The sequence below is a fragment of the uncultured Paracoccus sp. genome (assembly GCF_947496875.1).
Lineage (GTDB): Bacteria > Pseudomonadota > Alphaproteobacteria > Rhodobacterales > Rhodobacteraceae > Paracoccus.
This window is the reverse complement of record NZ_CANMEH010000016.1, coordinates 16,990-34,130: the sequence shown is the minus strand read 5'-3', so window position 1 is coordinate 34,130 and position 17,141 is coordinate 16,990. Positions and strand designations below refer to the sequence as shown.

General features: G+C 66.0%; 19 protein-coding genes and 1 pseudogene. 13 read left to right on the top strand and 7 right to left on the bottom strand.

Features of this window, described 5'->3' with window-relative positions:
• Positions 1-27: 27 nt before the first annotated feature.
• Positions 28-993, bottom strand: a complete 966-nt coding sequence (locus Q0938_RS15170; protein WP_366942767.1) for a TRAP transporter substrate-binding protein — start codon at positions 991-993, stop codon at positions 28-30.
• Positions 994-1,227: 234 nt separating this feature from the next.
• Here Q0938_RS15170 and Q0938_RS15165 point away from each other — a divergent pair, with 234 nt between their 5' ends.
• From Q0938_RS15165 to Q0938_RS15150, 5 genes and pseudogenes are all read left to right on the top strand, one after another.
• Entirely contained in the window at positions 1,228-1,848 is a 621-nt protein-coding gene (locus tag Q0938_RS15165; protein WP_299363991.1) for a thiamine phosphate synthase, read from the top strand.
• 43 nt (positions 1,849-1,891) lie between these two features.
• A complete protein-coding gene (guaA, locus tag Q0938_RS15160) occupies positions 1,892-3,490 on the top strand; it encodes a glutamine-hydrolyzing GMP synthase (protein ID WP_299364020.1) in 1,599 nt (532 codons plus the stop codon).
• A 64-nt stretch (positions 3,491-3,554) separates the two neighbouring features.
• The gene (locus Q0938_RS15155; RefSeq protein ID WP_299363989.1) at positions 3,555-4,574 is read left to right on the top strand and encodes an acyltransferase; all 1,020 of its coding nucleotides are present in this window, start codon (positions 3,555-3,557) and stop codon (positions 4,572-4,574) included.
• Between the two features lie 85 nt (positions 4,575-4,659).
• A complete protein-coding gene (locus Q0938_RS19455) occupies positions 4,660-4,815 on the top strand; it encodes a hypothetical protein (RefSeq protein WP_366942766.1) in 156 nt (51 codons plus the stop codon).
• A gap of 12 nt (positions 4,816-4,827) precedes the next feature.
• A pseudogene (locus tag Q0938_RS15150) lies at positions 4,828-5,463 on the top strand (DUF72 domain-containing protein); the annotation flags it as partial.
• 42 nt (positions 5,464-5,505) lie between these two features.
• Here Q0938_RS15150 and Q0938_RS15145 read toward each other — a convergent pair.
• From Q0938_RS15145 to alr, 4 genes are all read right to left on the bottom strand, one after another.
• Positions 5,506-6,426 carry a hemolysin family protein gene (locus Q0938_RS15145; RefSeq protein WP_299363986.1) on the bottom strand — a complete coding sequence of 307 codons (921 nt, stop codon included), beginning with the start codon at positions 6,424-6,426 and terminating at the stop codon, positions 5,506-5,508.
• 13 nt (positions 6,427-6,439) lie between these two features.
• Positions 6,440-6,958, bottom strand: coding sequence for an rRNA maturation RNase YbeY (gene ybeY, locus Q0938_RS15140; protein WP_299363984.1), 519 nt, complete (start codon positions 6,956-6,958; stop codon positions 6,440-6,442).
• Between the two features lie 2 nt (positions 6,959-6,960).
• Positions 6,961-8,088, bottom strand: a complete 1,128-nt coding sequence (locus Q0938_RS15135; RefSeq protein WP_299363982.1) for a PhoH family protein — start codon at positions 8,086-8,088, stop codon at positions 6,961-6,963.
• Between the two features lie 112 nt (positions 8,089-8,200).
• Positions 8,201-9,235 carry an alanine racemase gene (alr, locus tag Q0938_RS15130; protein ID WP_299363979.1) on the bottom strand — a complete coding sequence of 345 codons (1,035 nt, stop codon included), beginning with the start codon at positions 9,233-9,235 and terminating at the stop codon, positions 8,201-8,203.
• A 176-nt stretch (positions 9,236-9,411) separates the two neighbouring features.
• Between alr and Q0938_RS15125 the strand changes: the two genes are divergently transcribed.
• The 7 genes from Q0938_RS15125 (at position 9,412) to Q0938_RS15095 (ending at position 15,398) form a co-directional block, all read left to right on the top strand.
• Positions 9,412-10,944: an acyl-CoA carboxylase subunit beta gene (locus Q0938_RS15125; RefSeq protein WP_299363977.1), complete on the top strand. Its 1,533-nt coding sequence runs from the start codon at positions 9,412-9,414 to the stop codon at positions 10,942-10,944.
• Entirely contained in the window at positions 10,944-11,645 is a 702-nt protein-coding gene (locus Q0938_RS15120) for a DUF6497 family protein (protein WP_299363975.1), read from the top strand. Before Q0938_RS15125 ends, Q0938_RS15120 begins: the two co-directional genes overlap by 1 nt.
• Before the next feature lie 199 nt (positions 11,646-11,844).
• Positions 11,845-11,976, top strand: coding sequence for a hypothetical protein (locus Q0938_RS15115; RefSeq protein WP_299363969.1), 132 nt, complete (start codon positions 11,845-11,847; stop codon positions 11,974-11,976).
• A 72-nt stretch (positions 11,977-12,048) separates the two neighbouring features.
• Positions 12,049-12,483, top strand: coding sequence for a hypothetical protein (locus Q0938_RS15110; RefSeq protein ID WP_299363967.1), 435 nt, complete (start codon positions 12,049-12,051; stop codon positions 12,481-12,483).
• 175 nt (positions 12,484-12,658) lie between these two features.
• The gene (locus Q0938_RS15105; protein WP_299363965.1) at positions 12,659-12,904 is read left to right on the top strand and encodes a hypothetical protein; all 246 of its coding nucleotides are present in this window, start codon (positions 12,659-12,661) and stop codon (positions 12,902-12,904) included.
• A gap of 108 nt (positions 12,905-13,012) precedes the next feature.
• Positions 13,013-13,234, top strand: coding sequence for a hypothetical protein (locus Q0938_RS15100; protein ID WP_299363963.1), 222 nt, complete (start codon positions 13,013-13,015; stop codon positions 13,232-13,234).
• 106 nt (positions 13,235-13,340) lie between these two features.
• Complete coding sequence (locus Q0938_RS15095; protein ID WP_299363960.1) at positions 13,341-15,398, top strand: acetyl/propionyl/methylcrotonyl-CoA carboxylase subunit alpha; 2,058 nt, start codon at positions 13,341-13,343, stop codon at positions 15,396-15,398.
• A 66-nt stretch (positions 15,399-15,464) separates the two neighbouring features.
• Here Q0938_RS15095 and Q0938_RS15090 read toward each other — a convergent pair whose 3' ends face one another.
• Complete coding sequence (locus Q0938_RS15090; protein ID WP_299363957.1) at positions 15,465-15,788, bottom strand: DUF4174 domain-containing protein; 324 nt, start codon at positions 15,786-15,788, stop codon at positions 15,465-15,467.
• A 127-nt stretch (positions 15,789-15,915) separates the two neighbouring features.
• Here Q0938_RS15090 and Q0938_RS15085 point away from each other — a divergent pair, with 127 nt between their 5' ends.
• Positions 15,916-16,506: a hypothetical protein gene (locus Q0938_RS15085; RefSeq protein WP_299363954.1), complete on the top strand. Its 591-nt coding sequence runs from the start codon at positions 15,916-15,918 to the stop codon at positions 16,504-16,506.
• Positions 16,507-16,634: 128 nt separating this feature from the next.
• Here Q0938_RS15085 and Q0938_RS15080 read toward each other — a convergent pair whose 3' ends face one another.
• Positions 16,635-17,138 (bottom strand): DUF4174 domain-containing protein, encoded by a 504-nt coding sequence (locus tag Q0938_RS15080; RefSeq protein ID WP_299363952.1) that lies wholly within the window; start codon positions 17,136-17,138, stop codon positions 16,635-16,637.
• Positions 17,139-17,141: the final 3 nt, after the last annotated feature.

Here is a 17,141-nt window from a genome sequence, read left to right as displayed (position 1 = left end):
GAGGCGGGCCGCGACCCGCCGCGGACCTCACTGTTTACGATACGCGTCGATGATCGCCTGCCCGTCCTCGCCGGCGGCGGCGATCCATTCGTCCGTCATCGTCTGGCCGAACCCTTCGAGATCCGCCTTCAGGGCGTCGCCGGGCGGGGCCACGGTCATGCCGTTGTCGGCCATCGTCCGCAGGTATTCCGAGGTCAGGACCTTGGCGCGTTCCGTCCCGCGCTCGCGGGCTTCGCTCCCGCAGTCGGTCAGGGCCGTCCGGGTCCCCTCGTCCAGCCCGGACCACGCATCCTTGTTCACCAGCACGGAGTTGCGGGGAATCCAGGCCTGCGCATCATAGAAATGATCCACCTGTTCCCAGACTTTGCTGTCCACCCCCGTCGCACCCGAGGTGATGAACGCCTCGGCCACGCCGGTCGCCAGCGCCTGGGCCAGTTCGGCCTGTTCGATCTGCACCGGCACCATCCCGGCCAGTTCGGCGATCCGCGACGTCGCCGCGTTATACGCCCGGAACTTCAGGCCCTCCAGATCGGCGGCCGAGTTGATGGGCTTCTTGGTGAACAGCCCCTGCGGCGGCCAGGGCACGGAATACAGATGGACGAGGTTCTGTTCGTCCAGTGCCGCGGCCAGCTTGTCGCGCGCGACTTCCCACAGGCGGTCGCTTTCGTCGAACGACGTGACCAGGAACGGGATCGCATCGACACCGAACAGCTTGTTCTCGTTCTCATGCGCGGACAGCAGCCGTTCGCCGATCGGAGCCTGGCCGGTCTGCACCGCCCGCTTGATGTCGTTGCCGGCGAACAGGGCGCCGTTGGGGTGGATCTCGATTTCAAGCGCGCCGCCCGACCGCTCGGCCACGCAGCTGGCGAACTCGGTCAGGTTCTCGACATGATAGTTGCTGGCCGGATAGGCGGTGGGTAGGTCCCAGGTTTCGGCCTGCGCGCCGGCGGCGGTGGCCATCAGCGCCGAGGCGGCAATGATCGTGGCTTTCAATTCGGCTCTCCCCTTTTCTGTTCGTTGGGCCGAGCCTAGGAGACAACCGGCCGCCCCGTCCAGCACCATGTCTGCCGTCCTCCGCCAGTTCCCCACATCCGGTGGGCCGCTGAAGACGTGCGGCGCTTGACGGCCCCACGAACTAGGAACGGGGTTGCGGCGCGCGTATTCGCCGGCATCTCCCTTTCGCGGCCAGCGCTGCTGCGCTATCCCGCCGGTGTGAGGGAAATGACCATGACCGACCTGACCGCCACCGACGCACCGCAGCTTTACCTGATCGCGCCGACGCGCGTTCCGCTGTCCGATCTGTCTCGGATGCTGGCGGCGGTGCTGGACGCGTATCCGGTGGCGTGCCTGCGCCTGCGCGGGGCGGGCGAGGAAGCCGAGCTGGGCCGGCTGGCCGACCTGGCACGCGATCTGGCGCATGAACGCGACGTGGCGGTGGTCATCGATGACCATGTCACACTCGCGGCACGCCACGGCCTGGACGGGGTGCACCTGACCGATGGCCCACGGGCGGTGCGGTACGCGCGCAAGGAACTGGGGGCCGATGCCATCGTCGGCGCCTTTTGCGGCAGTTCGCGCCACGACGGGTTGAACGCGGGAGAGGCGGGCGCCGACTATGTGAGCTTCGGCCCGTGCGGGTCCACGGCACTCGGCCATGCCGATCCAGTCCGGATGGACTTGTTCCAGTGGTGGTCCGAGGTGATCGAGATCCCTGTCGTTGCCGAAGGTGCGTTGGACGCCGCCCTGATCCGCGACCTGTGGCCAGTGGCGGATTTCATCGCGCTGGGACCGGAAATCTGGACGGCCGCGGACCCTGTCGGCGCCCTGTCGTCGCTGTGGCCCGGCTGAAATCGCCGACCCGCTTGCCGCCCGGATGCGGGTGGCTTAAGCGCTGCGCATGACCGAGCATCAGCGCCTTCTAATCATCGATTTCGGCAGCCAGGTAACCCAGCTGATTGCGCGCCGCCTGCGCGAACTGAACGTCTTCTGCGAAATCCGCCCCTATCAGACCCTGACCGACGCGGCGCTGCACGAGCTGCGCCCCCAGGCGGTGATCCTGTCCGGCGGACCCGACAGCGTCACCCGTCCAGGCAGCGCCCGCGCACCGCAGGCGGTGTTCGACCTGGGCGTGCCGGTGCTGGGGATCTGCTACGGTCAACAAGTGATGATGGCGCAGCTGGGCGGAGAGGTCGAGGCAGGGCATCACGCGGAATACGGTCGTGCCTTCATCGGGCCAACGCCGGGGCATCAGCTGGACGGGATCTTTGCGGGACTCTTTGCACCGGAACCGAACTCGGCCGGCGAGCCGGGTGTGGCCGGACGCGAAGAGGTCTGGATGAGCCACGGCGACCGCGTCACCCGGCTTGCCCCCGGGTTCGAGGTCATCGGCACCTCGCCGAACGCGCCGATGGCGATGATCGCCGACGAGGCGCGGCGGTTCTACGCCGTGCAGTTCCACCCCGAGGTGCACCACACGCCGAACGGCCGCCGGCTGCTGGAGAATTTCGTTCGCCTGGCCGGGTTCACCGGGGACTGGACGATGGCCGGATATCGCGATGAGGCGGTGCGCCGCATCCGTGAACAGGTCGGCTCGGCCCGGGTGCTGTGTGCGCTGTCCGGCGGCGTCGACAGTTCGGTTGCCGCGGCGCTGATCCACGAGGCCGTGGGGGATCAACTCACCTGCGTGTTCGTCGATCACGGACTGATGCGGCAGGGCGAGGCAGAGGAGGTCGTGGGCATGTTCCGCGACCACATGAACCTGCACCTGATCCACGCCACGGAATCCGACCGGTTCCTGTCAGCCCTCGAGGGGGTCAGCGACCCCGAAAACAAGCGCAAGATCATCGGGCGCCTGTTCATCGAGGTATTCGAGGAACAGGCACACGAGATCGGCGGCGCGGAGTTCCTGGCCCAGGGGACGTTGTACCCGGACGTGATCGAGTCCGTCAGCTTTTCCGGCGGCGCGTCCGTGACGATCAAGTCGCACCATAATGTCGGCGGCCTGCCCGAGAAGATGGGGATGACCCTCGTCGAACCGCTGCGCGAACTGTTCAAGGACGAGGTGCGGGCGCTGGGGCGCGAACTTGGCCTGCCCGCCAGCTTCATCGGCCGCCATCCCTTTCCTGGCCCTGGGCTCGCGATCCGCTGCCCCGGCGAGATCACGCGCGAGAAGCTGGACATCCTGCGCAAGGCCGATGCCGTCTTCATCGACCAGATCCGCCGGCACGGGCTCTACGACGAGATCTGGCAGGCGTTCGTGGCCATCCTGCCGGTCCGCACCGTCGGCGTGATGGGTGACAGCCGCACCTACGACTATGCCTGCGCCCTGCGCGCCGTCACCTCCGTCGACGGGATGACGGCGGACTTTTACCCCTTCACTCATGCATTCCTGGGAGAGACGGCGACCCGGATCATCAACGAGGTGCGGGGGATCAATCGCGTCACCTATGACATCACGTCCAAGCCGCCGGGGACGATCGAGTGGGAATAGCTGTCCGCAAGAGGACAGGTCAGATGTTCCTCTGCGCCAGATTACCAACGGGGACCTGCAGGGCATGATGACCTGGGGCGCGACATCGGACGGAAGGTTCCACTCCGCGGAGGCCCACATGGTGGCCAAGCCGGCCGTAGGTCAGCGTCGGTACGAAGTCATCGAGGTGCTGCGATTCATCGCTGCCACGGCTGTCGTGTTCGTGCACATTCCTGGTTTCGGGCGTGGAAACTTCGGAGTCGACATCTTCTTCATCATCAGCGGCTTCGTGATGATGCTTTCGACGGAGGTCAGTGCCGACAACTTCTTTCGCAAGCGGCTCATTCGAGTACTTCCAACATACTACCTGTTTACCGCAGGGGTATTTATCGTTGCGATATTGGCCCCGGGACTTCTAAACAATACCACCGCCAATGCCGTCCATCTCGTCAAGTCGCTTCTGTTCATTCCGTTCGACAAGAACGGATCGGGCCACTTCCCGGTCCTGTTTCTCGGCTGGACGCTGAACTACGAAATGTTCTTCTACGCGGTCTTCGCGCTGGCCCTGATGGCGACACTTCGTTATCGTGCGCTGGTCGCGACCGGCCTGTTGACGGTGATCTTCACGGCGTGCTTGGGGTCGAGGGAGTTGCCGTTGGCGGCCTACGGAGATCTCATCGTTTTCGAGTTCGTCATTGGAATGATGCTCTACGAACTGGTCGTCAAGAAGAATGTCGGGCACTCATTAATCATGGGTGGCGTTGTCGTTTTCGCGATCATGACCGTGAATGGCGCATTCGACCACAGGCTGGTAAAAGCGGGATTGCCTTCTGCTGTACTGGTTACCAGCCTCTTGCTTGTGTTCGGGCGAAACAGGTTTCCCCGGATTCTTCTCACCCTCGGCGGTGCCAGCTATGCGCTTTACCTGACTCATCCGTACGTCATTCAGTTCTTCGAAAAGATCACGGGAGTGTTTTCGGGCGGCGCGACCGAAGCGGCGCTTGCGCTAGTTTCAAGCCTGGTTCTCGTGAACCTCGTCGCCGTCGCCATTTACCGGTTCGTGGAAACACCGATACGACATCACCTTCGGGCCAAGCTCCTTTGACGTCTGCACCAGAGTGCGTAGACTGATTTGGCCTTGGGCGTTGATCACGCCCCCTGCAGCGGGTGAGCGGGGAGAAACAGGATTCATGGCAAACCGAAGCAGTCGGATCCGCATCGGCGTGGGTGGCTGGACCTACGAGCCGTGGAACGACAGCTTCTATCCTGCCGATCTGCGCAAGAAGGATCAGCTGTCATACGCCGCAGGGCAGTTGAGCACGATCGAGATCAATGGCACCTTCTAACGGACGCAGAAGCCGGAAACGTTTCAGGCATGGCACGATGCGGTGCCTGCGGACTTCATGTTCGCGGTCAAGGCGCCGCGTTACACCGTCCAGAAGCGGACCCTGGCCGAGGCGGGTGAATCGATCAGCCGCTTCACCGACAGCGGGCTCGACAGGCTGGGCGGGCGGCTCGGCCCGATCCTCTGGCAACTGCCACCCACCAAGCAGTATGACGATCAGGATTTCCCGGCGTTTCTGGACCTGCTGCCGGACCGAGCGGGCGATCTGCCGCTGCGGCATGCGATCGAACTGCGCCACCCTTCATTCGCCAGGGCGGAGGTGGTGGCCGCCTGTCGGGACCGCAACGTCGCCATCGTGCTGGCGGGGGACAGCGACTACCCGATGATCGCGGATCAGACCGCCGATTTCAGCTATCTGCGGATCATGGGCACCAGCGCGGATGAGGCGGCAGGCTATGCACCCGAGATGCTCGACCAGTGGGCTGCACGCGTGCGGGAACTCGCCGCCGGTCAGCAGCCGGAGGGGCTGAGCCCGTTGGTGGAACCGCTGTCGGACGGAGTTCCACGGGATGTCTTCTTGTACGTGATTTCGGGACACAAGGCGCTGAATCCGCGCGCCGCGATGGAGTTGATCAGGCGCGTCGACTAAGCGCCCGGTCCGCTGCGTCGCGCAGGCGCGGTCGTGCCGGGATCAGCCGGACGGCGCGTTAACATCCGGTACGCGCAGACGGACACGTTTTATTCGCCGGGGGTCTGCGTCAACGACTTCGAACTGCACGCCACTGTCATGCGTCACGATCTCGCCCCGCGCCGGGACGCGGCCGGCCAGCATGAACACCAGCCCCCCCAGAGTGTCGATCTCGTCGTCGTCCGCGACCGAGGCCAGCCGCAGCCCGGTCTCCCGCTCCAGCTCGTCCAGCGGGGTTCGCGCGAGGACCATCCACTGACCCGGCCCCTCGGCGATCCACATCGCCTCGTCGCTGTCGTCATGTTCGTCCTCGATCTGGCCGATGACCTGCTCGATCAGATCCTCGATCGTGACCAGCCCGTCCACACCGCCATACTCATCTATCACCAGCGCCATGTGGATCCGCTTCTGCTGCATCTGCTGCAGAAGAGCGCCGATCGGCATCGAGCCGGGCACGTACAGCAGCGGCCGCAGCAGCGGACGAACCGCGAACCTGGCCGCCGGCGTACGCACCCCGAAACCGTGCTTCATTGCAAGGTCCTTCAGGTGAACCAGGCCCAGCGGATTGTCCAGATCGCCGCGATAGACCGGAACCCTGGAATAGCCGTGTTCCCGAAACACTTCGACCAGTTCCGGCAACGTCACGGTCACCGGCACCGCCACGATGTCGGCCCGGGTGATGGCCACGTCGTCGACCGATTTGCGCCGCAGGTTCAGGATGCTGGGCGCATGGCCCGCCACGGCAGCCTCCATCATCGAGGCGGGTGCATCGTCGTGGTCCGCCCCCCCTGTCCCGAGCCGTCCGAAAATCCGCCCCAGAAAGCCGCGTGCTTCGGGCAGATCCCGCCCCTCGCCCCCCACGCCGTCGGCCCACCCGGCCGGGTCGTCGGAAACGGGGGTGACGGGACTTCGGGGGTCGTTCATCGGGTTACCACGCTCATCGATAGGGATCGGGGATGCCCAGACCCGCCAGCACGGAACGCTCCGCCTGCTCCATGGTTTCCGCGTCGGCGTCAATCTCATGGTCATAACCGATCAGATGCAGCGTCGCGTGAACCAGCAGATGCACCACGTGATCCGCCATCGGCTTGTCGTGGTCCTTCGCCTCACGCGAGCAGGTATCGTAGCTGATCGCGATGTCGCCCAGTTCCGGCACGGCCGGGGGCGCAGGGCTGGCCCCGTCGGCACGGGGTGCGGGCGAGACGGATGGCCAGCTGAGCACATTCGTCGGCGTGGGCTTGCCGCGGAAGTGGTCGTTCAGCCCCGCGATCCGCTGGTCGTCGCAGCCCAGAACCACCACCTCGACCCCGTGCAGCCCCAGATATGCGGCAGTGGCGCCGACGGCCCGGTTGGCCAGATCTTCCAGCCCGACGTCCAGCCAGCGCTCATCCTCGATGACGATGTCGACGGGCCTGTACGGCTCTTCCGCACCCTCGCCGGGTTCCTCGGGGGACATGGTCACTCGTCCTCTCCCCCCCGTCCCGCCACAGCATCGCGCGCGCCTTCGAAGGCATTCTTGCGGGACGGATAGACCCCCCGCTGCCCTTCCGGCTCGCCGCGCCCGCGGGCGGCATCGTCCGCCGCGCCGTAGGCCTGGATCACGCGCGCGACCAGCGGGTGGCGCACGACATCGCTGGCGGTGAAATAGCTGAACGAGATTCCGGGAACGTCCTTCAGGATGCGTTCGGCGTCGGCCAAGCCTGACGTCACCCCGCGGGGCAGGTCGACCTGAGTCCGGTCGCCGGTGATGACCATCCGAGAACCTTCGCCCAGACGGGTGAGGAACATCTTCATCTGCATGGAGGTGGCGTTCTGCGCCTCGTCCAGCACGACAAAGCTTGACGAAAGCGTCCGGCCGCGCATGAAGGCCAAGGGCGCGATCTCGATCCGCTTTTCCTCCATCAGCTTCTGCATCTGCTTTGCCGGCAGGAAATCGTTCAGCGCATCATACAGCGGCTGCATGTAGGGATCGACCTTTTCCTTCATGTCGCCGGGCAGGAACCCCAGCCGCTCGCCGGCCTCGACGGCCGGGCGGGACAGGACGATGCGGTCGACCTGGCCGCCGATCAGCATCGTGACACCTGCCGCCACGGCCAGATAGGTCTTCCCGGTGCCGGCCGGGCCGATGCCGAAGGCCAGTTCGTTGGCGAACAGCGCGCGAACATAGTCCTTCTGCGCGTCGGTGCGCGGTTCGACGACCTTCTTGCGGGTGCGCAACTCCGTCCGGCCGCGGGCGAACATTTCCAGCTGCTCGGCCGGGGTCGGACCGGGCCCGTCCACGTCCCCGCCCATGCGCAGCGCGGCATCCACGTCACCGGCCTCGACGGGCTTGCTCTGTTCGAGGCGGGCGTAAAGCGCACGCAGCACCTGGGCGGCCTCGGCCTGCGCCTCCGGCGCGCCGACGATGGCCAGCAGGTTGCCGCGTCGCAGGACGTGCACGCCCAACGCGCGCTCGATCGACGCCAGATGTCGGTCGTGCGGGCCACATAGCTCGATGAGCAATCTGTTGTCGGGGAACTCGATCAGCGTTTCGGCCGACCCGGCGGAAGCAGGGGTGATCGGGGCAAGACCCAAGTCGATCCTCATCAGGTGGGGTCGCGATCCGACCATGGTTGCAAGCGTTCTGGCGAGACGCAAGCGAAAGGCGCGACCCTGAAGGTCGCAGCGGGTGGCCAGGGTGCAGGGGGTGGCAGGCCGGTCACAGCCACCGGCGTGGATAGCGGCTGCCCAGAGACGTCAGGATTTCGTAGCCAATGGTGCCGGCCTGATCGGCCACCGCATCGATACCCTGCCGTTCCGTCAGCAGCGACAGGCTGTCCGGTATGTCGGGCAGGTGGGTCACGTCGACGGTCAGCAGGTCCATCGACACCCTTCCCACGACAGGACAGGACCGGTCCCCGGCCCAGAGCTCCAGGCCCCGTCCGGACAGCGAGCGCAGAATGCCGTCTGCATACCCGGCGCTGACCGTGGCGATGCGACTCGGGCGACCGGCCGTCCAGGCGAAACCATAGCCGACGCCCTCGCCGGGCTGCACGATTCGCGTCTGGATCACGGCCAGGTCAAGCGACACGACCGGCTGCGCGTCCAGAAAGGGCCGCCCACCGTACAATCCGATACCGGGACGGGTCAGATCGAAGTGATAGGCGCGGCCCAGCAGGATCCCCCCTGTCGCGGCCAGGCTGAGAGGCGCATCCACACCCCTGGTTATCGCCCTGAACTGGTCAAGTTGCGCCTGGTTGCCTGGATGGTCCGGCTCGTCCGCATTGGCCAGATGCGACATCACGAGAACCGGCCCCTGGCCCTCGTCCGTCGGCGCCGCCAGCGCCTCGGACCGGATCGCCGCCCATTCGCCCGGCTCCATGCCCAGCCGGTTCATTCCGCTGTCGAGTTGGATGGCAAAGGCAGCCCGGGGATGCAGGGTGCGGCGGCGAAAGAACTGTGCGGCACTGTTCAGCACCGGGATCAGACCGCCAAGATCCTCGCCGGGCATCGCGCCGGACAGAACGAAGATGCGCGCGTCGTCGCCCAGCAGCGGCCGGATCGCCCGCCCCTCGGCCGCTAACGCGACAAAGAAATCCCGCGCACCCGCCGCGTACAGCGCCGGGGCGACCCGATCCGCGCCCAGTCCATAGGCATCGGCCTTGACCACCGCACCGGGCCGGGCCTGCGGCGCCAGGCGCGCAAGACTCCGCCAGTTCTCGACGATCGCAGGCAGGCTGATCACAAGTCCCATGACGCGGACTTGGACCTGCCACATCGGCCCGTCAAGATTGCCGCGGCCCGATTGTTCAGGGAGGACGGGAACCACGGCGGCGATGTGCCTGTGGCGTGGGCCCGAAACTTACCCTTTGCCCTGCCCGTGCCATGTTCTATGGGAGGGCTCGTCTGCCGGCGCCGGAAGGAAATGTGATGAAGGATATCCTGCAAGAACTGGACGAACGTCGGGCCGAGGCGCAGCTGGGCGGCGGTCAGGCGCGCATCGACGCGCAGCACGCCCGCGGGAAGCTGACCGCGCGTGAACGTCTGGAATTGCTGCTGGACGAAGGCAGCTTCGAGGAATTCGACATGTTCGTCCGGCATCGATCCACCGACTTCGGGATCGAGGCGGACCGGCCCTACGGCGACGGCGTGGTCACGGGCTGGGGCACGATCAACGGGCGCATGGTCTACGTGTTCTCCCAGGACTTTACCGTGTTTGGCGGGTCGCTGTCGGAAACCCACGCGCAGAAGATCTGCAAGATCATGGACATGGCAGTGCAGAACGGCGCGCCGGTGATCGGCATCAACGATTCCGGCGGCGCCCGCATTCAGGAAGGCGTCGCCAGCCTTGCGGGCTATGCCGAGGTGTTCCAGCGCAACATCATGGCGTCCGGGGTGATCCCCCAGATTTCGCTGATCATGGGACCGTGTGCCGGCGGCGCAGTCTATTCGCCGGCGATGACCGACTTCATCTTCATGGTGCGGGACACGTCCTACATGTTCGTGACGGGCCCCGACGTGGTCAAGACCGTCACCAACGAGGTGGTGACCGCCGAACAGCTGGGCGGTGCATCGACCCACACGCGGAAATCGTCTGTGGCAGACGGCGCCTTCGACAACGATGTCGAGATGCTTACCGAGATGCGGCGGTTCTTTGACTATCTGCCGCTGTCGAACCGGGACAAGGCGCCCACACGTCCGTTCTTCGATGATCCCGCCCGCGTCGAGGATTCGTTGGACACGCTGATCCCCGACAACCCCAACCAGCCCTATGACATGAAGGAGCTGATCGCGAAGGTCGCGGACGAGGGTGACTTCTTCGAGATCCAGCGCGACTTTGCGGCGAATATCGTGACTGCCTTCATCCGGATCGAAGGCCAGACGGTCGGCGTGGTGGCCAACCAGCCGATGTGTCTCGCCGGCGTTCTGGATATCGATTCCAGCCGCAAGGCCGCACGGTTCGTCCGGTTCTGCGATGCCTTCAACATCCCGATCCTGACGCTCGTTGACGTTCCCGGCTTCCTGCCCGGCACCGGCCAGGAATATGGCGGGGTGATCAAGCACGGGGCCAAGCTGCTGTTCGCCTATGGCGAGGCGACGGTGCCCAAGGTCACGGTCATCACCCGGAAAGCATATGGTGGCGCCTATGACGTCATGGCGTCCAAGCACCTCCGCGGCGATTTCAACTACGCCTGGCCGACCGCCGAAATCGCGGTGATGGGGGCCAAGGGGGCGGTCGAGATCCTGTATCGCAGCGAACTGGACGACCCCGAACGGATCGCCGCCCGCACCAGCGACTACGAGGATCGCTTTGCCAACCCCTTTGTCGCCGCTGAAAAGGGGTTCATCGACGAGGTGATCCAGCCGCACAGCACCCGCAAGCGGGTGGCCCGGGCCTTTGCCAGCCTGCGCAACAAGCAGCTGACCAATCCCTGGAAGAAGCACGACAACATTCCGCTGTGATGCCTGCGCCTGCAACCGTGTTCCTGATGTCGCTCGCGGCGGCGGACAGTGCCCATGTGCTGTTCCCCGTCCCTTCGGGCGCCGAGGTCTGGCTGCAGGAGGTTCTGACCGATCGGGTCGTGGGCATGGGGCTGGTGGGCCGGTTCCGGTTCGTGATGCCGGCGCTCGCCGACCAGGTTCCCCCGATCGAGCTGGACATGCACGAACTGCCGGGCGAGACGCTGACCGACGAGGACATCGCGGCGCTCAACGATGGCAGTCTGTCCGGTGAGCCCCTGGACGAACCGGGGGCGAACGATCCCGAGCCGATCTTCGAGGTGCTGCCGCCGGACACCCCGGCCATCGACGTCGGGCCCGATCCGACCGAGATGCCCGACGCGCAGATGATCCCCGAGGAGCGCTTCGATCTGCCGGCGGAGCCGGTTCCGCCGGGAACGGAGGCAGCCGCCGACGCGGACATCGTCGTTCCCGCGGCGCCGGACATCCTGATGCAGGACCCCAACCATGCAGATGTGGTCTGGCTGTGCGAGAACGTGGCCCTGCCGCGGATCAGGGACATGGCCGAGCGACCACAGCAGGTCGTGATCTCGATCGCCTCCGAGGAAAGCGAATTCGGGACCTTCGATCCGGAGGTGGTCCAGCTGTTCGAAGGCTTCCGGATCCCGCCCGACCGGGACGTCTGTGAATGGGAGCCGTGGTGATGACGGGGGAACCAGTCCGCGCAATCCGACCGACGCGTGATGCAGCCGTGCCACAGGCCAGGCGTGACGCAGGCATCCGCCCGCCACGCGCGCGTGACGCCGCATCCGCAACCAGTATCATCGTCCGTCGTCTGTCGAAGACAGATGATCGTTCGAGCAGTCGGGGAACTGAATCCCCGCACAACAGGAGCTTGCAGAAATGTCCAAGAAACTCGCCTTTGTTCTGGTCCTCGCCGGTGTCGTCGCCGGTTGCGCTCAGCAGCCGCAGCCCGTCGCCGTTCAACCCGCCGTCACCGTCGAGCCTGTGTACCAGGGCAAGTACGGCAACTGATCCGCGCGGCAGCCGGCTGGCGGTCGGGGCTGATCCACGTCTCGCCAGCCTGATCGACCCGGGGGCCGTGCCATGCTGAAGCATCGCGGCTTCCCGGGGCGACTGCCCTCGACCGATTTCCAGTTCACGATCCGGCACGCCAACAAGAAGGGCGCCACAAAGCTGGTCGCTCGCGAGCGCTATCGCGATCGGCTGCCCGCCGATCGTCGCGCCGACGCGGCGTTTCTGGCGGCGTTGATCGACCATTTCGGGGACCAGCCGTTCGAGCGCGGCAACCTGGATGCGGGTCGCCTGTCCTGGCTGCTGGGGCGCGAAGTCGTTGCAGTCGGCACCTTGGACCCAACCAGCTATGATCAGTTGCTCAAGGTCGATCTGAAGCGCGCCGAGGCGTCGTTCCCCCAGCTGTTCGATACGGACCAACTATCGGACGGCGTGTGGGACGATCCGGACGATATGGGGGACGGCCCGACTGACGACGAGCCGGGCAGGACGGGTGACGGTCGATGATCGGGTCCGCGCCATCCCTTCGTGACGGCTCACCGGCCGGGCGGATGCGCAAGCCCGTGCCGATCGCAGCAGCTTCACCCGCTTGTCAGTTTGATCTTGCGGTGCTGCATGCGATAGTTTCGACGTGTTCAAGACTAACGGCTCCAGATCGGGCCCCAAAAACAGGCAAGAGAGAATGCTTACACCAACCATGCTTCGTGTTTCCGGTGCCGTCCTGCTGGCCGCCGGCCTGTCGGCCTGTGCGCAGGGCTACACCACTGGATACCAGACGGGCCTGGCCCCCGACGTCCAGCGGGCCGCGGGCGGGGCGATCGCCGGCGCCGTCGTCGCCAAGGCGCTCGACGAAAAGGTCGCAACCGGGGCCGTCATCGGCGCAGCCGGTGGTGCGCTGTGCGACGACGTGGGCGTCTGCGCGCCCTGATCACCGGTCCGACCGGCGGGTTTTCGCCCGCGCGGACGTTCGCGATCTCACGGTAACGCACCGGCCGTTCACTGCGACCGGGACGGTTCATTTCAAGAAAGTTGATCCATGTCCTACAAACTCATGTTCGCGGCTGGCCTCACAGCGGTCTTGCTGGCCGGATGCACCCAGAACATCCGGCCGACCGATGTTGATCGGGCCGTCATCGGCGCCGGCACGGGCTACGTCGTCCAGAAGGTTGCCGGCAAGGACAACAGCGACCGCCTGGCAGGCGCTGCGATCGGCGCCGCCGGCGGCGCGCTGTGCGACGACGTCGGGCTGTGCCAGTAAGCTGACGCCGCGCACCCGCGCGACCACAGTACACATCCCCTGAATCTGCCGTCCCGGTCTGGCGACCGGGGCGGCGTTTTTCATCCAGCGCCTCCAAGGGACAATCATGTTCAACAAGATCCTGATCGCCAACCGCGGTGAAATCGCCTGCCGGGTCATCAAGACCGCGAAGAAGATGGGGATCGCGACCGTCGCCGTCTACTCCGACGCCGACCGCAACGCGCTGCATGTCAAGATGGCCGACGAGGCGGTGCGGATCGGGCCCCCGCCGGCCAACCAGTCCTATATCGTGATCGACAGGATCATGGACGCCGTTCGCCAGACGGGTGCGCAGGCCGTGCACCCGGGCTATGGCTTCCTCAGCGAGAACAAGAAGTTCGCCGAGGCGCTGGAACAGGAAGGCGTGGTGTTCATCGGTCCGCCCTCGGGCGCCATCGAGGCGATGGGCGACAAGATCACATCGAAGAAGATCGCGCAGGAGGCCAGCGTTTCCACGGTGCCGGGCTACATGGGGCTGATCGCCGATGCCGGCAAGGCGGTGCGGATTTCCGCCGACATCGGTTATCCGGTGATGATCAAGGCCAGCGCCGGCGGCGGCGGCAAGGGAATGCGGATCGCCTGGAACGACGAGGAGGCGCGGGAGGGCTTCGAGTCATCCAAGAACGAGGCCGCGGCATCGTTCGGGGACGACCGGATCTTCATCGAGAAATTCGTCACCCAGCCGCGCCACATCGAGATTCAGGTGCTGGCCGACACGCATGGCAACTGCGTCTACCTGCACGAGCGGGAATGTTCGATCCAGCGCCGCAACCAGAAGGTCATCGAGGAGGCGCCCTCGCCGTTCGTCGACCCCGAGACGCGCCGGGCGATGGGCGAACAGGCCTGCGCGCTGGCACGGGCGGTCGGCTATGCCTCGGCCGGCACCGTCGAGTTCATCGTGGACGCCGACCGCAACTTCTTCTTCCTCGAGATGAATACCCGCTTGCAGGTGGAGCACCCCGTCACGGAACTGATCACCGGCGTCGACCTGGTCGAGCAGATGATCCGGGTCGCGGCCGGCGAGCCGCTGCCCTTCCGCCAGGAGGATCTGCAGATCCACGGATGGGCCATCGAGAGCAGGCTTTATGCCGAGGATCCGTTCCGCAACTTCCTGCCCTCGATCGGACGGCTCACGCGCTATCGGCCCCCGGCCGAGGTCGCCGGCGGCCCCCTGGCGGCCGCAGACCGCTGGGTGCCCGCGCATCCGGGCACAACGCCCCCGGTCGGCCGAACCGCTGTCCGCAACGACACCGGCGTCTACGAAGGCGGCGAGATCAGCATGTTCTACGACCCGATGATCGCGAAGCTGTGCAGCTGGGGTGCGGACCGGGACGAGGCGCTGTCGCAGATGCGCACGGCGCTCGACAGTTTCGAGGTCGAGGGGATCGGGCACAATCTGCCGTTCCTGTCGGCCGTCATGGACCATCCGAAGTTCGTTGCAGGCGATATCTCGACGGCCTTCATCGCCGAGGAATACCCGGACGGGTTCCAGGGCGTCACGCTGCCCGATGAAGAACTGGAGCGTGTCGCCGCTACGGCCGCGGCGATGCACCGGGTCGCCGAGATTCGGCGCACGCAGATCAGCGGCAGACTCAGCAACCACGAACGCCGGGTCGGGGAAAACTGGGTGGTCTGCCTGAACGGCCAGGACTTCCCCGTGCGGGTCCGCGCCGATCGCGCCGGCGCAACCGTGACACTCGGCAACCGGGAACTGCGCGTCGAATCCGACTGGAAGCCCGGCATGTCGCTGGCGACGGTGACTGTCGATGGCCAGCCTTTGGTGCTCAAGACCGACCGGATCGCGGCGGGCTATCGGCTGCGCACCCGCGGCGCCGAGATCAAGGCCCATGTCCGCCGGCCCCGCACCGCCGAACTGGCGCGGCTGATGCCCGAAAAGCTGCCGCCCGACACGTCCAAGTTCCTGCTGTGCCCGATGCCCGGGCTGGTCGTGAAGATCAATGTCGAGGCGGGCGCCGAGGTGCAGGAAGGCCAGGCGTTGGCCACCGTCGAGGCGATGAAGATGGAAAACACGCTGCGCGCCGAACGCAACGCCGTCGTCAAGTCGATCAACGCCGCCCCGGGCGAGAGCCTGAAGGTGGACGATGTCATCATGGAATTCGAGTGACGTGCCGGCGAGCGGCGAACCGGTGCCGCGGCCTGTCCGGGGCTTGAGCGACGGCGGCGATGCCGCTCAGTCGCGCATCTCGTCCTGTCGCATCGGCATGTCGTCGACGATCGCGAACAGGGTCTCTGCGGGAACCGGGTCGGCAAAGCGGCGCTTGACGGTGCCGTCCTTGCCGATCAGCCGCACCTCGAATCCTTGGCCGGCCCGGAAATCGGTCATGACCGGCATGTCGCGTTCCCCCAGACCATGCGCGGCAGCGTTCAGCATCTGCAGCTGCGCGCCGACCCGCGGGTCGAGTTCACGGTCTGCCACGATCACGACCGGCCGTGCCTTTCCGCGCAGATTGCTCATGTCCGTTTCCGCCAGCGGTATCGTGACGATGCGTTCCATCGTGCCTCCTTCAATCGCGGTGCCCCGGCCCGCAGCCCATTGGATTGGGCATGTCCCTGCCGAAGGGCCTTCACCCCACACCCGACGCGCCAGATGGCAAGCGGGTTCCCGGCCGGCCGCGTGAAAGGTGACACCGCCGCTCGACCATATTCTGTCGCCGCAGGCCCAGCAGGCCGTGATAGCGGGGGTCTTTCTCTCGGTCGGGTGGTGGGTCGTTGCCTGGCAGAACCACCGCCGGGATGCCCGCCACCGGGCCGAGCGCGTGCGCGACGTGCAACGGGCCCTGTTTGCGGAGATCCGCGCCTATCTGGCCGCCCTGCAGCGCGACGACATCGCCCGATATGGCGAGGATATTGCGCAGAAGATCCTGTTGCAGGCGGGATACTTTCCGGTAATTCCCACCGAAAGGAACGACGCGATCTTTCGGGCGATCGTCGGTGAGATCCACGTTCTGCCCCGCGACACGGTGGACCCGATCGTGCTGTACTACAGTCAGTTGAACGCCATTGGCGCGATGATCGACGATTTGCGGGCCCTGGATGTCGGGCGGATCGGCGCCGAACGGGCGGTTGCGATGTACCGGGATTATATCGCCATGAAGATCGAGGCGATGATCATGGCGGAAACCGCGCTGCAATCAATTCGCAACAACATGGACGGGCGTGGCACCCCCACGCGGTCCGTCAGTAACCCGGCCGCGGGCCGGTCCGGCCGGTGATCGGTGGGGGGTTATAGGATGTGGTGCTCATCGCACGGCTCCTTGTCCTGCAAGCTCAAGATAGGGACAGCGGGGGCAACAATCAATCGTCATGCGTCACCGGTCAGGCGGGCGAACCGCTGCTGGCGTCACCGACCGCCGCGTGCCTGCATCATCTCGTTCCGCCGTCCAGGGGTCTTGTCGATCGCCCGGCCGATCTCGCGCGAAGTCCACGGTGCCGGCTTGCGTTCGATAACGCCCCCTTCCTTGTCCAGCACCACCAGGGAAAACCCGCGCGGCCGCAACTTGTCGCGCCAGGCCGAACCTGCTGCGGGGTCGGTGTCGGTCACCACCACCACGTCGCGCAGGACCAGCGTTCGCGGATCGCGCCTGAACTCGTCGAGCTGCGTGACGAACAGCGGATCGGCCGGGGTGTCGGCGAACACCACAACCGGCCGCGCCTGCAACAGGAACTCCTGGGGATCCGCGTCGGCGGCGTTAAGGATCTGCAGATCGACCGTGACCGGCGCAACCACCGGGCGCGGCGGGTCAGGCGGACGCGGCAGCGAGACGGGCGGGGGTGGCGGTGTTCCCGCGCCCATCCCCGCAACTGACATCGCCGCCGCCAGAACCATCCACCGCTTGAACCTCATCAC

Bases quoted from the DNA above. Each gene is read 5' to 3' on its own strand.
- Q0938_RS15165 (WP_299363991.1), top strand. From the start codon at position 1,228: ATGACCGACCTGACCGCCACCGACGCACCGCAGCTTTACCTGATCGCG.
- Q0938_RS15155 (WP_299363989.1), top strand. From the start codon at position 3,555: ATGATGACCTGGGGCGCGACATCGGACGGAAGGTTCCACTCCGCGGAG.
- Q0938_RS19455 (WP_366942766.1), top strand. From the start codon at position 4,660: ATGGCAAACCGAAGCAGTCGGATCCGCATCGGCGTGGGTGGCTGGACC.
- Q0938_RS15145 (WP_299363986.1), bottom strand. From the start codon at position 6,426: ATGAACGACCCCCGAAGTCCCGTCACCCCCGTTTCCGACGACCCGGCC.
- ybeY (WP_299363984.1), bottom strand. From the start codon at position 6,958: ATGTCCCCCGAGGAACCCGGCGAGGGTGCGGAAGAGCCGTACAGGCCC.
- Q0938_RS15135 (WP_299363982.1), bottom strand. From the start codon at position 8,088: ATGAGGATCGACTTGGGTCTTGCCCCGATCACCCCTGCTTCCGCCGGG.
- alr (WP_299363979.1), bottom strand. From the start codon at position 9,235: ATGGGACTTGTGATCAGCCTGCCTGCGATCGTCGAGAACTGGCGGAGT.
- Q0938_RS15125 (WP_299363977.1), top strand. From the start codon at position 9,412: ATGAAGGATATCCTGCAAGAACTGGACGAACGTCGGGCCGAGGCGCAG.
- Q0938_RS15120 (WP_299363975.1), top strand. From the start codon at position 10,944: ATGCCTGCGCCTGCAACCGTGTTCCTGATGTCGCTCGCGGCGGCGGAC.
- Q0938_RS15115 (WP_299363969.1), top strand. From the start codon at position 11,845: ATGTCCAAGAAACTCGCCTTTGTTCTGGTCCTCGCCGGTGTCGTCGCC.
- Q0938_RS15110 (WP_299363967.1), top strand. From the start codon at position 12,049: ATGCTGAAGCATCGCGGCTTCCCGGGGCGACTGCCCTCGACCGATTTC.
- Q0938_RS15105 (WP_299363965.1), top strand. From the start codon at position 12,659: ATGCTTACACCAACCATGCTTCGTGTTTCCGGTGCCGTCCTGCTGGCC.
- Q0938_RS15100 (WP_299363963.1), top strand. From the start codon at position 13,013: ATGTCCTACAAACTCATGTTCGCGGCTGGCCTCACAGCGGTCTTGCTG.
- Q0938_RS15095 (WP_299363960.1), top strand. From the start codon at position 13,341: ATGTTCAACAAGATCCTGATCGCCAACCGCGGTGAAATCGCCTGCCGG.
- Q0938_RS15090 (WP_299363957.1), bottom strand. From the start codon at position 15,788: ATGGAACGCATCGTCACGATACCGCTGGCGGAAACGGACATGAGCAAT.
- Q0938_RS15080 (WP_299363952.1), bottom strand. From the start codon at position 17,138: ATGAGGTTCAAGCGGTGGATGGTTCTGGCGGCGGCGATGTCAGTTGCG.